14 protein-coding genes and 1 tRNA gene are annotated in these 14,278 nt (G+C 68.2%); 9 read left to right on the top strand and 6 right to left on the bottom strand.

The window, feature by feature from the left end; genetic code table 11:
* Positions 1-15 precede the first annotated feature (15 nt).
* Positions 16-456, top strand: a complete 441-nt coding sequence (locus J7643_13520) for a hypothetical protein (GenBank protein MBO9541601.1) — start codon at positions 16-18, stop codon at positions 454-456.
* Positions 457-484: 28 nt separating this feature from the next.
* Here J7643_13520 and J7643_13515 read toward each other — a convergent pair whose 3' ends face one another.
* Positions 485-1,936, bottom strand: a complete 1,452-nt coding sequence (locus tag J7643_13515; GenBank protein MBO9541600.1) for a glutamate--tRNA ligase — start codon at positions 1,934-1,936, stop codon at positions 485-487.
* Between the two features lie 187 nt (positions 1,937-2,123).
* On the opposite strand from J7643_13515, the gene J7643_13510 reads away from it, so the two are divergent.
* Both J7643_13510 and J7643_13505 read left to right on the top strand, forming a co-directional pair.
* The gene (locus J7643_13510; protein ID MBO9541599.1) at positions 2,124-2,801 is read left to right on the top strand and encodes a helix-hairpin-helix domain-containing protein; all 678 of its coding nucleotides are present in this window, start codon (positions 2,124-2,126) and stop codon (positions 2,799-2,801) included.
* 118 nt (positions 2,802-2,919) lie between these two features.
* Entirely contained in the window at positions 2,920-3,600 is a 681-nt protein-coding gene (locus tag J7643_13505; GenBank protein ID MBO9541598.1) for a hypothetical protein, read from the top strand.
* A gap of 46 nt (positions 3,601-3,646) precedes the next feature.
* Here the strand turns inward: J7643_13505 and J7643_13500 are convergent.
* The 3 genes from J7643_13500 to J7643_13490 form a co-directional block, all read right to left on the bottom strand.
* Positions 3,647-3,719: transfer RNA gene (locus J7643_13500), tRNA-Val, on the bottom strand.
* A gap of 23 nt (positions 3,720-3,742) precedes the next feature.
* Positions 3,743-4,558: a phosphatase gene (locus J7643_13495; protein MBO9541597.1), complete on the bottom strand. Its 816-nt coding sequence runs from the start codon at positions 4,556-4,558 to the stop codon at positions 3,743-3,745.
* Positions 4,551-6,167, bottom strand: a complete 1,617-nt coding sequence (locus J7643_13490; protein ID MBO9541596.1) for a trehalose-6-phosphate synthase — start codon at positions 6,165-6,167, stop codon at positions 4,551-4,553. Before J7643_13490 ends, J7643_13495 begins: the two co-directional genes overlap by 8 nt.
* 195 nt (positions 6,168-6,362) lie before the next feature.
* Between J7643_13490 and J7643_13485 the strand changes: the two genes are divergently transcribed.
* The 6 genes from J7643_13485 to J7643_13460 all read left to right on the top strand — a co-directional run bounded on the left by J7643_13485 (position 6,363) and on the right by J7643_13460 (position 11,712).
* Positions 6,363-7,397 (top strand): glycosyltransferase family 4 protein, encoded by a 1,035-nt coding sequence (locus J7643_13485; protein ID MBO9541595.1) that lies wholly within the window; start codon positions 6,363-6,365, stop codon positions 7,395-7,397.
* Positions 7,398-7,536: 139 nt separating this feature from the next.
* Positions 7,537-7,812 (top strand): GlsB/YeaQ/YmgE family stress response membrane protein, encoded by a 276-nt coding sequence (locus J7643_13480; protein ID MBO9541594.1) that lies wholly within the window; start codon positions 7,537-7,539, stop codon positions 7,810-7,812.
* A gap of 42 nt (positions 7,813-7,854) precedes the next feature.
* Positions 7,855-8,163 carry a YtxH domain-containing protein gene (locus J7643_13475; GenBank protein ID MBO9541593.1) on the top strand — a complete coding sequence of 103 codons (309 nt, stop codon included), beginning with the start codon at positions 7,855-7,857 and terminating at the stop codon, positions 8,161-8,163.
* 32 nt (positions 8,164-8,195) lie between these two features.
* Entirely contained in the window at positions 8,196-9,107 is a 912-nt protein-coding gene (locus J7643_13470) for a mechanosensitive ion channel (protein ID MBO9541592.1), read from the top strand.
* Positions 9,108-9,245: 138 nt separating this feature from the next.
* Positions 9,246-10,061 carry a hypothetical protein gene (locus tag J7643_13465; protein ID MBO9541591.1) on the top strand — a complete coding sequence of 272 codons (816 nt, stop codon included), beginning with the start codon at positions 9,246-9,248 and terminating at the stop codon, positions 10,059-10,061.
* A 97-nt stretch (positions 10,062-10,158) separates the two neighbouring features.
* Positions 10,159-11,712 carry a PAS domain S-box protein gene (locus tag J7643_13460; protein MBO9541590.1) on the top strand — a complete coding sequence of 518 codons (1,554 nt, stop codon included), beginning with the start codon at positions 10,159-10,161 and terminating at the stop codon, positions 11,710-11,712.
* A gap of 32 nt (positions 11,713-11,744) precedes the next feature.
* Here the strand turns inward: J7643_13460 and J7643_13455 are convergent, their stop codons facing one another.
* Both J7643_13455 and rpsA read right to left on the bottom strand, forming a co-directional pair.
* Positions 11,745-13,160 carry a DUF512 domain-containing protein gene (locus J7643_13455; GenBank protein ID MBO9541589.1) on the bottom strand — a complete coding sequence of 472 codons (1,416 nt, stop codon included), beginning with the start codon at positions 13,158-13,160 and terminating at the stop codon, positions 11,745-11,747.
* A complete protein-coding gene (rpsA, locus tag J7643_13450) occupies positions 13,153-14,250 on the bottom strand; it encodes a 30S ribosomal protein S1 (GenBank protein ID MBO9541588.1) in 1,098 nt (365 codons plus the stop codon). Before rpsA ends, J7643_13455 begins: the two co-directional genes overlap by 8 nt.
* Positions 14,251-14,278 lie beyond the last annotated feature (28 nt).

Genomic DNA, 14,278 nt, shown 5'->3' with positions numbered 1-14,278 from the left:
GATGGAGGGATCGCCATGCTCGGCTCTAGCCTTCGCTTCGACGCCCTCTCGACACAAGAGGGCAAGCGCCTCAAGGCCCAGCTCAAGGTCTACCTGCGCGACTACTCCGCGCTCAGCGCCGAGGAGATCACCGAGATCTGGCACGACGAGCAGACCGTGCTCGCCGAGGGGACCTGGCTTGCGCCTTACCTCGCCTCGGACGCCTGGTGTCGCGAGGTGCCCCGCGCGCTCGCCCAGCTCAAGCGCGAAGCCGGGCAAAAGGCCAAGGCCAAGGAGATCCGGAAAGAGGCCAAGGAGCGGCACCTGGACCGGCAGCCCGCCACCGACAAGCAGCAGAACTACCTCAAGAAGCTCACGAAGAAACGACCGGAGCTGTTGCCAGCCCCGGTCGAGTCGCTATCGAAACTCCAGGCAAGTCGCTTGATCAAGCTCGCCCTGTACGGTCCAACGACCTGAGCCGCTTGATCGAGCTCGCCCTGCGGTCCTAGACCGCCGCGGGAGTCTTTTCGAGGGCCGCCTTGAGGCGCGCCGCGCACAGCTCGGGCCCCATCAGGTAGGCGGTCTCGAACATGCCGGGGCTGACGTTGGTGCCCGCCAGGGCCACGCGCGCCGGCTGGATCACCGCGCCGGCCTTGACGCCGCGCTCGGCCGCAAGGTCCCGGAACACCCCCTCGATGGCCCCGTGCTCCCAGGGCTGAACCTTGGGCAGGCGCTCGGCGAGCGCCTCGATGATCGGCCGGTTCTCGGGCGTGAGGAACTTGGCGACGGCCTCCTCGTTGTAGGCGATGGGCGTATCGAAGAAGAAGGTCGAGTAGGTCACCAGCTCCTCGAGGGTGCGGGCGCGCTCCTTGAGCAGATCGACCAGGCTCTTGAGCCAGGTGTCGGTGTGGCGCTCCGTGAGCCAGCCGCGGGCCTCCCAGCGGGGCTTGAGGCGCTCGGCCAGGACCTCGGAGGGCAGCTGCCGCATCCAGACCCCGTTGAGCCAGTCGAGCTTGGCCTGGTCGAAGACCGCCGCGGTGTTGTTGATGCCCTCCACGTTGAACTTGGCGATCAGATCCTCGAGCGAGAAGATCTCGTCGTCGCCGTGGGCCCAGCCGAGGCGGGCCAGGTAGTTGAGCATGGCCTCGGGCAGGTAGCCCTGCTCGTGGTAGGCCATCACCGAGGTCGCCCCGTGCCGCTTGGAGAGGCGGGTGCGGTCGGCGCCGAGGATCATGGGGATGTGGCCGAACTTGGGCGGGGTGAGGCCCAGGGCCTTGTAGATCATCAGCTGCTTGGGGGTGTTGGAGAGGTGGTCGTCCCCGCGCAGCACGTGGCTGATCTCCATGGTCGCGTCGTCGATCACCACCGCGTAGTTGTAGGTGGGGACCCCGTCGGCCTTGACCAGGACGAAGTCGTCGAGGATGGCGTTCTGGAAGGTGACGTTGCCGTGGATCAGGTCCTCGACCACCGTCTCGCCCTCGATGGGCGCCTTGAAGCGCAGGACCGGGGTGCGGCCCTCCTCGCGCAGGCGCTGGGCGATCTCGGGCAGGAGGTTGCGGCAGCGGCCCCGGTAGAGGAAGCCCTCGCCCTTGGCCTGGGCCTCGGCGCGCATGGCGTCCAGCTCTTCCTTGGTGCAGAAGCAGTGGTAGGCGTGGCCCTCGTTGACCAGCTGATCCGCGTAGCGCTGGTAGCTGTCGAGCCGCTCCATCTGGAAGTAGGGCCCGTAGGAGCCGCCGACGCCGGGGCCCTCGTCCCAGTCGAGGCCGAGCCAGGACATGCCGTCGAGGATGGCCTGCACGGACTCCTCGGTCGAGCGGGCAACGTCGGTGTCCTCGATGCGCAGCACGAAGGTGCCACCCATGCGGCGGGCCAGGAGCCAGTTGAACAGGGCCGTGCGGGCGCCGCCGACGTGGAGGTAGCCGGTGGGGCTGGGAGCGAAGCGAACGCGAATACTCAAGGGTCGTCTCCTGGGAGAAGGGCGCGGGGCAAAGCTCTATTGTAGCAAAACCGACCAGGGTGAACGGAGCGAGCGCCCCTTGCGGCCCTCTCGATACATTTCGTAACATAGCGCAGCTCATGGCCGCCTGAAACGAGGAAGCCTCCGTCAGGCGCGCCCACCCCCACCATTGCGAGGGAGAATGCCGATGCTCAATCAGGAGACGCTCGCCGCGCTCGATCGCATGCCGGGCGCCGAGGTGATCTGCCCGGACGGGACCGCCGGCCAGCTCGAGATGCTCGGGGTACGCCCCCACAGCAACGAGATCACCCACCTGATCGTCCGGCGAGGCTTCCTGTTCCAGCGCGACCTGTTGGTACCGGCGGACCTGATCGAAGCGGTCGAGCCCGAGACCAACACCGTTCAGCTCGCGCCCCCCCTCGCCGAGGTGGCCGGCCTGAGACCCTACGAGGGCAAGCACGAAGGCTGGCAAGCGGCAGTCGGCGGCGCGCTCGGCGGAGTGATCGGCGCGGCCCTGAGCCTCGCGACTCTGCCCTTGCGCCTGCCCTTCGAACTCTTGTTGCGCAACTGGCAGCACCGCCGACAGGAGGCCCAGGACCGGATCGTGCAGGCCGCGCGCCGGGCGCGGTCCCAGGACCTCCTGGAGCACCACGTCTTCGACCGGAACGTGACGAACCCGCCCCTCTCGCTCGATCTCAACCGCGCCAGCGCCGAGGATCTCGCCCAGGTCCGCGGGATCGGCCTGGCCCTGGCCGAGCAGATCATCCGCCACCGCCCCTTCGCCTCCTTCGACGAGCTGGAGCACATCCCCGGCCTCTCCCCCCACACCCTGTCGCGCCTCAAGGAGGTCGGGACGATCTCGTGAGTGATCGCCAGGGGGCCTCTCCGATCCGGCCGTAGGAAAGCCACCGAGCAAGCGTTAGGATTCACCCGTCGCAGCCTGCACGCCGCCCGCCCCCACGCGCTCGACGGAGGCTGCCCCCATGCGATCACCCTTCGCGCTTCGCGCTCGCCGTGCCGCTGGCCTTTCGCTCTTCCTCGCCCTGGGGGTCGGGGCGCCCGCCCTCGCCGCCCCGGCGCCGCGCGCTCCTTTCACCCCGCACGTGGGCGACACCATGCGCTATGCCATCACCGGCGGCGACTCGTACGTCATGCGGGTGGTCAAGACCCGCGGGGACGACGGGCGCACCCTGGCGCTGGTCGAGGAGACCCACGACACCCCCAAGCAGGAGACGCGCGATCGCCTGACGTGGGTGCGCACCGACCAGGGCATGGCCCTGGTGCTCGGCCCTACCAACGATTCGAGCATGGAGCAGTCGCCTCTCATCTGCTACCTGGCCAACTCCGCCCCCAAGGACACCTGGACGGCCCAATCGGGCCGCTACCGGGACACGGACGGGAGTGTGACCGAGTTTCGGATCTTCGCCCGGCTCGAGGCCATCGAGACGGTCACGGTGCCCGCGGGCACCTTCGCGGGCTGCTACCGCATCGCCTACCAGGCCGCCACCAAGGGGGAGCCCGCCAGCGAGCGCACCCGGATGCAGCTCTGGTTCAAGCCCGAGCTGGGCATCGTCAAGACCCGCTCGGTCCAGGGCGAGACCGTGACCGAGACCACCCTCACCGGCTACCAGACCGCCTCGTTCGGCCAGGGGGGCACCCGCTGAAAAACCAAAAAGCCCCCTCGCCGGATCGGCGAGGGGGCTTTCGAAGTGGGCGGTGGGGGACTCGAACCCGCGACCACCTCGGTGTAAACGAGGCGCTCTACCAACTGAGCTAACCGCCCGGGGCGCAAGGCGCTCTACCAGTCTAGCACAAACCGCGCGCCGTGGCCCCCGCCTCCACCATGGCGACGAAGAGGTCCGCGAGCTGAACGGTCACGGCGTTGGGGCGGTTGTCGAAGAGGGGCACCACCACCAGGGGGTCGCAGCCTAGCTGCTTGGCGACCGCGAGCGCCGGGTCGTTGGTGTCCATGATGGCGAGGGTCGCGATGCCCGCGTTGATCGCCGCCCCCGCGTGGCCGTGATCGCCCACCACCAGGTCGAGGGGGCCGGCGTTTGCGATCACCTGCTCCATGGGGCGGGTGGCGTGGCCGTGCAGCACCCCGCAGTAGTCGCTCGTGACCGCCACGTCCCCCACGTAGTCCAGGTACCAGTCCACCCCGACCGGCAACCCGGCCTTGGCCTGGGCGATCGTCGCGCCCCGCGAGCGGGCATAGGCCGCCAGGCGGTTGTAGCACGAGAGCATGCTGCCCGGATGGCCCGTCCCGAAAGCGATCGTCCCTTTTCTCGCCACCACCCGCCCGAAGAGCCCCGCCGCCTCCACCAGGCCGTCGTAGGCCGCCCGGGCCTTGATCTCGCCCATCTCCCCCAGGAAGTCCTCGGGCCGTGCGTGGCCGTTCACGCGGGCCATGAGCGCCACCAGCCCCGCCTCGTCGAGGAGGCCCCGCCGGGCGGCGTCGGCGACCCTGTCGATCCCGAAGGTGTAGAAGACGACCCCATCGAGCAAGAGCCTGATGGCCCGCAGGTTGGCCTCGCGCGAGTTGGGCACCGGGCCCGCAAGGCCCCACTCCAGCAGGCGCGCCTCGCACGCGTTGCGGTCGTGCACGTCGAGCCGATCAGGCATCTTGGGGTCGCTCCTTTCCTTCCGCGGCGGCCTCGCCGGACGGCAGCCAGGGGCCCGCCACCCACAAGCGGGTGGGGTTGGCGGCCTGGGCCTCGGCGATGTCCGAGAGCTGCGTGTGCACCCAGCGGAAGACCGGGTTCGACTGGATCCGACGCCGCAGGAGGCCCTGCAGGCGCTCGCGCTGGGGCATGGGCATGGTCAGGGCCTGCTTGAGGGCATCCGCCATCCCCACCAGGTCGTAGGGGTTGATGGAGAGGGCCCCGTCCGAGAGCTCCTCGCAGGCACCCGCCGTCTCGGACAAGAGGAGCACCCCCTTGCGCTGGTTGACGATGGGGCCCTCCTTGGCCACCAGGTTCATGCCATCGGCAAGGCTGTTGACCAGGAGCACGTCGTAGTGCTTCATGACCGCGATCGCCCGGGCGTACTGGTTCTCGAAGGTACACGAGACCGGCTCCCAACCCCAGCGCTTGAAGCGCCGGTTGATGGCCTCCGCCTTGGCCTTGAGGCGGTCCAGGTAGTCGCGGTAACCCTTGGCCCCCTGGCGGCTCGCGGGCAGGACCCCCCAGAACCGGACCTTGCCGTGGTACTGGGGGTGCTGGTCGAGGAAGAGCTCGAACGCCTTTAGCGAGCGCAGGATATTCTTGCTGGGGTCGGTGCGGGCCACCTGGACCAGGTTGAGGGTCTGCTTGATCCGGCCTTCGACCAGACGGCGCTCCTGCTCGGCGACCTCGCTCGAGGCGGCAAAGCGGCTCAGCTCGTCCGGGTCGACCGAGATGGGGTAGGCCCGGACCGCCACCTCCCGGCCCTGGTAGCTCACGCGCCCCTCCTGGGCGTCGGCCTCGACCCCCAAGAGGTCCTCGCACGTCAGACAGAAGTTCTTGACGTAGCGCGGGGTGTGGAAGCCGATGATCTCGCAGCTCAAGAGGCTCTTGAGCAACTCCTCGCGGATCGCGCCGGGCAGTTGCCGCCAGGCGTCGCTGCTGGGCCAGGCAATGTGGGTGAAGTGCTGGATGAAGGCCTCGGGCAACAGGCGACGCAAGAAGAGGGGCACCAGGTAGAGGTGGTAGTCCTGAACGAGCACCACCGGCCGCCGCTCGGATCGCGAAGCCTCGCGCGCGATCGCCTGGGCGAATTCGAGGTTGACCTGGCGGTACGACTCCCAGGCCTGCCAGGCACGCGTGTCGAACTCGGGATGCTCGGGGGCGTTGGTGATGCCGTGCTGCAGGAACCACAAGAGCGAGTTGGAGACGTCGTCGTAATAGGCACTGAAGCAGGCTGGATCCGAAGGCACGAAGGCAAGGCGCAGCTGCTTGTCCCCCATGGGCACCGTCAGGTTGCCGCCGGCCTCTTGGTGGGCGCGGGCGTCATCCTCGGAGAGCGGCGAGGCCACCCAGGTGGTGTCCAGCACCTCGACCATGGAGCGCATGGCCGTCACCAGCCCCCCCTGGCCCCGACGGTAGGTCAGGCGACCCTGCCCCTCCCGACGGAACTCCACGGGCCCACGGTTGGAAGCGACGATCAAGTTGCAGCCTCCCAGGTCGTCCCGGCAGAGGCGTGCGATCGCCGCGCGGTAATCGCTCAGAGCCGCATCTCTTGTCGTTCGTCTCACCCGAGCCTCCTTCCAGCGCCCGTCTTGTTATGATGAAGATTCATTAAGAACAGGCGCTCATACCCTAGCACGGGCGTACGCGGCGAAACAACCAATGCTTGGCCCCTTTCGTCCCGGAGAAACGGGACAAGCGTTGGTTTACAGACCCGAGGGACGACCCTATGCTCCGGGCGAGTCGATCAAAAAGGAGGGACCGTGCGCATCGGCCTGCTGGCTCCGGTTGCCCTGAGCATCCCCCCCGAGGGCTACGGGGGGACCGAGCTGGTCGTGGCCATGCTCGCCGACGGCCTGGTTGCGCGGGGGCACCGGGTCGTGCTCTTCGCCTCGGGCGACTCCCGGACCACGGCCGAGCTGCGCGCCCTGCACCCCAGGGCCCTCACCCCGCTCGGCTACGACACCAAGGAGAAGTACCTCCCGCTCGAAGCCCGGCACGCCGAGTGGAGCCTCGCCCAGGCCTCGGATCTCGACCTGATCCACGACCACACCAAGACCCAGGGGGTGCTGCGCGCCGCCTCGGTGAGCGTCCCGGTCGTCACCACGATCCACAACGACTTCACCCCCGAGCGGCGCACCACCTACCTCGCGCACGCCAAGCACCGCTACGTCAGCATCTCCAAGGCCCAAGCCAGCCGGCTCGATGCCCTCAACTACGTGGGGACCGTCTACAACGGCATCGACCTGAGCGCCCAGCGGCCGCGCGCGCGCAAAGAGGACTTCCTGCTCTTCCTGGGCCGGCTGTGCGAGGCCAAGGGAACCCACACCGCCATCGCCCTCGCGCAGCGGCTCGACCTGCCCCTGGTGCTCGCAGGCAAGGTGGATCCGGTCGATCGGGAATACTTCGAGGCCCAGGTGGCCCCCCACCTCTCGGACCCGAAGATCCGCTTCGTGGGCGAGGTCCACGGCGCGGCCAAGTGGGACCTGCTTTCGCGCGCCCGGTGCCTGGTCTTCCCGATCCAGTGGGCCGAGCCCTTCGGGCTGGTGATGATTGAAGCCATGGCCTGCGGCACCCCGGTGGTCGCCACCCGCTACGGCTCGGTCCCCGAGGTGGTCGAACCCATGGTCAGCGGCTGGATCGCCGACGACTTCGAGGGGCTGGTCGAGGGGGTCTCGCGCGCCGCGCACATCCCGGCGACGAGCTGCCGAGGCTGGGTCGAGGCGAGGTTCAGCGCCGAGGCGATGGTCGAGGGGTACCTTTCGGTCTACGAGCGGATCCTGCGGGGAGCGTCCTAAGGAGCGCCCCGCGCCGCCTGGTGCTCGCCCGTTGCAGATCGCGGCTCCCCCTGCTAGTCTTCACAAATCTTCATACTCCCCTTGACATGGGACGCTCCCGCACCGCTGCAGGCGACGGGCCTTCCAAAGGAGGTGCCAGGTGTTAGGTTTTCTGGTGATGTTGTTGGTCGCGGCCATCGCGGGCTTCATCGGCGACGCCATCGCCCCGGGCACGATCCCCGGCGGCTGGGTGGGAGCGATCATCGCGGGGCTGGTGGGCTCGGCAGTCGGCGGCTACCTGTTCGGGCTGTTGCGCTTGCCGGTGGGTCCCGAAATCGGGGGGTTGGCCATCATCCCCTCGATCATCGGGGCGGCCGTGGTGGTCTGGCTGTACGCCCTGATCTCGGGCCAGCTCGGCCAGCGCAGGGGATACTAGCGAGCGGGCTAGGCCCTGCTTGATCCATCGAAGGAGGACCCGATGAACCGGTGGTCGGCAACCCTGGTTGGGGCGCTGGTCGGGGCGGGGGCGGCGATCCTGCTCGCCCCGCGCTCCGGGCGAGAGACCCGCCGCAGGATCCTGGATAGCGCCAACGACCTGCAGGATCTCACCCAGCGGCAGTGGCGCGAGGGGCGCATGCGCGTCACCGAGCTCGTCAAGAGCTCGCAGGAGCGCGCCGACGAGATCGCCTCTCGGCTCGAGGAGGAGCTGCCCCACGAGCTCCCTCAGCAGCGCACGGCGGATCGCATGACTCCGCCGGAGCCGCCCGAGCCCGAGCGCGGCCTCTAAGGCGGCGACCCTCTTAGTAAGGAGAGGATGATATGCCTGAACAAATCACGGGCTGGGGCGCGGCCGCATGGGCCGCCACCGGCGCGGCGCTCTCCAACCTCCTGGGATGGATCCCTCACCTCATCGGGGCGATCGTCGTTCTCTTGGTGGGCTGGTGGATCGCGAGCGTCCTGGGCAAGCTGACCGACCGCGGCCTCGACGCGATCCACTTCGACCGGTGGATGGCCCGTGCCCACGTGGACGAGGCGATCGCCCGCTCCGGCATGCGGATCGAGCCGAGCAACCTGGTCGGCAACCTGGTCAAGTGGCTGGTCTTCTTGGTCGCCATCCTGGTGGCCTCGGACGCCCTGGGCCTGCCGCAGGTGACCGCAGCGCTCAACTCGGTGATCGGCTACATCCCCAACGTCATCGCTGCGGTGCTGATCCTGGGCTTCGGGGCGGTGCTCGCCGCCTTCGTCCACAACCTGGTCCGCAGCGCCCCCGTTACGGGCTCCCGGGTGCTGGGCCAGGTGGCCTACTACGCGGTGCTGGTCTTCGCGGTCATGGCGGCCCTCACCCAGCTCAACATCGCCCCGGCCCTGATCCAGACCCTCTTCACCGCCCTGATCGGCGCGGTCGCCCTCGCCGGCGCCCTCGCCTTCGGGCTGGGCCTGCGGCACCAGGCGGCGGATCTCGTCACCAGCGCCTCGGTCCTGCAGCTGTGCAAGGTGGGCGAGAGCCTCAGCCTCAAGGACGAGGACGGCACGGTGATCGCCGGGCGAATCGAGGCCATCGGCCCCACCATGACCCGGCTTGCGACCGACGAGGGGTCGGTGCTCGTCCCCAACCGTCAGATCGCCGAGGGCATGACCACCCTCTACAAGGGCGGGATCCCCAGCCGGATCACCGTCACCCGGCTCCCCGAGGAGCTGAGCGAGCAACCTTCGCGAGAGCCTCCGCTCTAGGAAGCGCGCGTCATGAGGGGGGCGGCCTGAGCCGCCCCCCTCTCCAATTGCACAAGTGGAACTGCCGCCCGTGCCCTATCCCCATGGGCGAGCCCCCGCTAGGCTGAGCAGCGCGCCCTCGATCCCATGGAGGCAAGCATGATCCCATTCCGGTGGTGGCCCGCCCCGACCCTCACCTGCCTCATCGGCTGCATGATCGGTTGTGCCGCCCCCGCGGCCGCCCCACCGGGCGGCGGCGGCGGTCCCCAGCCGACCCCCGCTCCGACCCCCACCCCCGTCCGCCTCGTGACGCTCGACTTCTCGAACGCGTCTCTGGGGGCCATCGGGAGGGACCTCCCCTTCGTCGACGTGGGGGCCGAGATGCTCGCAAAGGGCGAGCGCCTGCCCTCGTGGCTCTACGTCGGCACCTGGGAGGTGGCCGACGTGGACACCCCGACCCTCAAGAGCCGGGTGCTCCGCCAGACCAAGGTCCAGGAGCGGCCCCCGGTCACCTTCGTCCGCTACCGCGGGGCGTTCGCGGGGGGAGAGGACGGCCAGATGCCCTCCCGCTATCGGATGGAGGTGACGCAGCAACCCGTCCGCAGCCCCTACAACCTGCCTCCCACCGGCGACCAGGCGATCCAGCCCTACTACCTGGATGCCAACCACTACGTGGAGGTCGTCACCACCCCGCGCGAGCTGCAGCTCTGGGTCTGCGACGGGGGAACCCCCGACTCCTCGGCGGGCTGGACCAAGATCTGGAGCGAGGCCCTTTCCACCCGCCCCTACGACACCCGTCGGATCGGGGCGATCGTGGACGTGCCCCGGCGCAACTTCCAGCTGCTCTACGACGGCGTGCCCAAGGCAGAGGCGACCCTCGACTTCATCGACCCGTCGCGCAAAGCCATGGTGGCCCTGCGCGCCATCGGCAACGAGGTCAACTTCGACGACTTCAAGCTCGAGCAGTTACCGTGAGCCTGAAATGAAGATTTCTTCATTAATTGATTAGATATCATTCTTGTACGCTATGATGGACAGACCCTTCGCGCACGCCCGAGCACCCGGAGGCCCCATGGAAGACGCCGTCCGCTCCCATCTGGAGCGCGAACTCGAAGCCGCACGCCATGCCCTCGCCTACCAGACGGAGAGCGAACGCCGCGCCTGGGCGATCTTCGACAGCGCCGCCATCGGCATGGCGCTGGTCGGGCTCGACGGGCGCTTTCTCAGGGCCAACCGCGCCTGGGAGCGGATCGTGGGGTACGACGAGGCCGAGCTGCTCGCGCGAGGCTTCCAGGACCTGACCCACCCCGACGAGCTGGCGGCGGACCTGGCCTACCTCCACGAGATGCTCAACGGCACGCGCGAGAGCTACCAGCTCGAGAAGCGATACTTCCACAAGCACGGCCACCAGGTCATCGTGCGGCTGAGCGTCTCGCTGGTTCGCGACTGCCAAGGCGCGCCCCTTCACTTCGTCTCCCAGATCGAGGACATCTCGGAGGAGCGCCACGCTCAGGAGGCCCTGCACGAGAGCGAGCGCAAGTTCCGGGCGGTCTTCGACCAGACCTTCCAGTTCATGGGCCTGCTCACCACCGACGGGCGGGTCCTGGCCGTCAACCAGACCGCCCTGCGGGCCGCGGGGGTCTCGCGGCCGGACGCGCTCATCGGCCGCTACTTCTGGGAGACGCCGTGGTGGGACTTCTCGCCCGAGGTGCAGGCGGCTCTCAAGGAGGCCATCGGCGAGGCCGCCCAGGGGCGGGTGGTGCGGCGCAAGGTCCGCAACCGCACGGCCCGGCGGGGTGTGATCGACGTGGACTTCTCGCTCAAGCCCATCCAGGACGAGACCGGGCGGGTGCTGTGGCTCTTGCCCGAGGGGCGGGACCTCAGCGAGGTCGAAGCGGCCGAGATGGAGCTTGCGCGCCGGCTGGCCGAGCTGCACCAGGCCCAGGAGCTGACCCGCCTCAAGGACCAGTTCCTCTCGACCATCTCCCACGAGATGAAGACGCCCCTCTCCTTGATCCTGGGCTACGCCGAGCTCATCGAGGAGCGCTGCGAAGCCAAGGAGCTGGTGGCGGGCATCATCGACGGCGGCCAGCGCCTGACCGCGCACCTCAACGACATCCTGGACTACAGCGCCCTGGTCACCGGCAGCCTGCCGCTCTACAAGACCGAGGTCAGCCTGAACGAGGTGATCGCGAACGCCACGGCCTTCGTGGAGCGCGAGGCCCAGCTCAAGGACCTGAGGCTCGACGTGGCGATCGCCTCCGATTTGCCGCCGCTCTCGGGCGACTCGCGGCGCCTCTCCCAGATGCTGATCGCCCTTTTGGACAACGCCTGCAAGGCGAGCCCCGCGGGCGGGCACCTGGGGCTCAACGCCCACACGACACCGGGCGGGGTGCAGATCGAGGTCTGGGACACGGGGGCGGGGATCGCCCCCGAGGACGAGGCCCGGCTGTGGGAGCCCTTCAATCGGCTCGGCCTGGGCGGGCGGCTCGGCCTCGGGCTGAGCATCGTCAAGATGCTCGCCGAGCTGCACGGCGGCCGGCTCAGCCTCGACCACCCCCAAGGCAAGGGCAACCGCTTCTTGCTCCGGCTGCCGTGCGACGACCCGCGCTGCTGCCCCCCATGAGCAAAGCCCCCCTTGCGGGGGGCTCCTCTCGGCTACGCCTGGGCGCTCCGGCGGCGCTTGGCGAGCTGTAGCTCGAAGCTGGGCTCGTAGTTGCCGAACCGGGCCCGGGTGTCGTCGCGCGAGGCGCGCGCCGTGCCGGCGACCAGGTCGAACAGGCCCTGGGCCGTGGTCGGCATGATCCGGACCGTCCGACCGAGCGCTTCTTCCACGTCCTTGATCGTGAGGTCGTCGAGGAAGACCTCGGTGCCGGCCTTGAGGGTGATATCCGGCAGCCAGATCTCGCCCTCACCGGCCTTGAGCCGGGGCTCGTCGATCAGGTCCTGACCGGTGAGCAGGCCCGTGACGGTGATGAGCTCGCCCCAGAACCGGCTGGAGGTATCCACCAGCTCGGCGTCGAGGCCCTCGACCTTCGCCAGATCGTCCACCAGCGGCTTGACGATGTGGACCGCCGCCTTGCCGGTGATGATCTGCACCTGACGAGGCGAATCGAGACGCTCGGGCAGCTTCTTGGCGAGCTTCTTCCACTCCCAACCCAGCAAAGCCGCGCCGCCAACCCCGTCCTGGACGTTGGTGAAGTCGCCGTAGGTCGCGGGCTTGGGCACCGGCACCTCGCCGAGCACGTAGAACTCGTCGGAGAGCTGGACGATCGGGTCTTCCCACTCCTTCTTGAGCTTCTTCTGCCAGGGCTTGACCTGCTCGATCACCTCCCGGCACCAGGCCGGGGTGGGGGCTTCGAGCTTGGTGAGGTTCAGCATCTCCCGGAAGCGGTTGAGCGCGACCGGCACCACGTTGATGCTGAGCAGCTCGGGCATGTAGCGCTCGGTCAGCTCGCGGATGGAGCGATCGAGCTCGGGCCCGTCGTTGACCCCCGGCATCAGGACGATCTGGGCGTGGAACTGGATCCCGGTGGCCTTGAGCCGATCCAGGTGGTCCAGCACCAGGCGCCCACGGCGCTGCCGCAGGATCTCGGCCCTCAGCTCCGGGTTGGTCGAGTGGACCGACACGTAGAGGGGCGAGAGCCTGAAGGCCTCGATCCGCTTCCACTCGCGCTCGGGCAGGTTCGTGAGGGTCACGAAGTTGCCCTGCAGGAAGGAGAGGCGGTAGTCGTCGTCCATGATGTAGAGCGACTCGCGCATCCCCTCGGGCTGCTGGTGGATGAAGCAGAAGGTGCAGTTATTGGCGCAGACCCGGATCTGGTCGAACACCGCGTCCTGGAACTCCAGGCCCAGATCCTCGTCGATATCCTTCTCGATCTCGCAAGTGAGAAGCTGCCCTTCGCGAACGAAGGACAGCTCCACCACTTCTTCCGCCACTTGGTAGCGGTAATCGATGAGATCGGTGAGGGTCTCGCCGTTGATCGCTGTGAGGATATCCCCCACCCGGAGCCCAGCCTCTTCGGCCAGGCTCTGGGGCGCGATCGCGGTGATGATGCCTCCCTTGTTATTCATCGCCCTCATCACCCGCCGGGCGATCCTTGTCGCGCAGCGAGAGCGAGATGCGCTTCTCTTCCGGACGGAAGCGCTTGATCAGGGCGGTGATCTCCTGACCGACTTCGACGACGTCCTCAGGCTTGACCTGCTGGGCGCTCATCTCGGCGGTGGGCAGAAGGGCCTCGACGCCGGGCTCGATCTCGACGAAAGCGCCGAAGCTGGCGAGCTTGGTGACGCGACCGGGGATGGTCATGCCTTCCTGGAAGCGATCCGAAAGGGTCGTCCAGGGATCTTCCTGCAGCTGCTTGAGCGACAGCGAGATCTTGTGGGCCTCGCGGTCGACCTTGAGGACCTTGAGGGTCAGCTCGTCGCCGATGTTGAGGACGTTCGAGGGGTGCTGGATGCGCTGCCACGAGATCTCGGAGATGGGCAGGAGGCCATCGATGCCGCCGAGGTCGATGAACGCGCCGAAGTCGGCGATGCGAACGACCTTGCCGGTGATGATCTGGCCGACTTCGAGGGTCGCGAGGACCTCGGCGCGGAGCTTGCCCTTCTCGGCCGCGACCGCCTGGCGGTGCGACAGGATGAGCTTGTTGCGGCGCTGATCGACTTCGATGATCTTGAGGGGCAGCTCGGTACCGACGAGCTCCTCGTGGGAACCCTTGGTGCGGAGCTGGCTGGCGGGAACGAAGCCGCGGAGCTTGTAGGCATCCACGATCACGCCGCCCTTGACCACGCCGGTGACCTTGGCCTGGATGACGCGCTCCTGGTTGTAGTCCTCGAGGGCCTGGACCCAGCCGCGGGCCTGGTCGACGCGACGCTTGGAGAGGGTCAGCTGACCATCCTCATCCTCTTCGCGCAGGACGTAGAGCTCGAGCTCCTCGCCTTCCTTGATGAACTCGCGGACGTTGCCGACCGGAATCGCGGAAAGCTCCTTGATAGGAATGACGCCTTCCGACTTGCCGCCCACGTCGACGAGGATCTCGTCGGGCGAAACGCGCACGACACGTCCCTTGACGATGTCGCCCTGCTGGAAGTCGACGAACGTGCTTTCGTAGTCGATCTCCATCATTTCTTCTTCTTGCGCGTGGGTTTCCAGTTCCCTCATGGTTTGATGCACTCTCTTTCGGATTTTA

The sequence above is a fragment of the bacterium genome (assembly GCA_017744355.1).
Taxonomy (GTDB): Bacteria; Cyanobacteriota; Sericytochromatia; order S15B-MN24; family UBA4093; genus JAGIBK01.
This window is presented reverse-complemented; position numbering and strand designations above follow the sequence as displayed.

Excerpts from the sequence above, each read along its gene's own strand:
- J7643_13520 (MBO9541601.1), top strand. The coding sequence starts at position 16 with ATGCTCGGCTCTAGCCTTCGCTTCGACGCCCTCTCGACACAAGAGGGC.
- J7643_13510 (MBO9541599.1), top strand. The coding sequence starts at position 2,124 with ATGCTCAATCAGGAGACGCTCGCCGCGCTCGATCGCATGCCGGGCGCC.
- J7643_13505 (MBO9541598.1), top strand. The coding sequence starts at position 2,920 with ATGCGATCACCCTTCGCGCTTCGCGCTCGCCGTGCCGCTGGCCTTTCG.
- J7643_13495 (MBO9541597.1), bottom strand. The coding sequence starts at position 4,558 with ATGCCTGATCGGCTCGACGTGCACGACCGCAACGCGTGCGAGGCGCGC.
- J7643_13475 (MBO9541593.1), top strand. The coding sequence starts at position 7,855 with ATGAACCGGTGGTCGGCAACCCTGGTTGGGGCGCTGGTCGGGGCGGGG.
- J7643_13470 (MBO9541592.1), top strand. The coding sequence starts at position 8,196 with ATGCCTGAACAAATCACGGGCTGGGGCGCGGCCGCATGGGCCGCCACC.
- J7643_13465 (MBO9541591.1), top strand. The coding sequence starts at position 9,246 with ATGATCCCATTCCGGTGGTGGCCCGCCCCGACCCTCACCTGCCTCATC.
- J7643_13460 (MBO9541590.1), top strand. The coding sequence starts at position 10,159 with ATGGAAGACGCCGTCCGCTCCCATCTGGAGCGCGAACTCGAAGCCGCA.
- J7643_13455 (MBO9541589.1), bottom strand. The coding sequence starts at position 13,160 with ATGAATAACAAGGGAGGCATCATCACCGCGATCGCGCCCCAGAGCCTG.
- rpsA (MBO9541588.1), bottom strand. The coding sequence starts at position 14,250 with ATGAGGGAACTGGAAACCCACGCGCAAGAAGAAGAAATGATGGAGATC.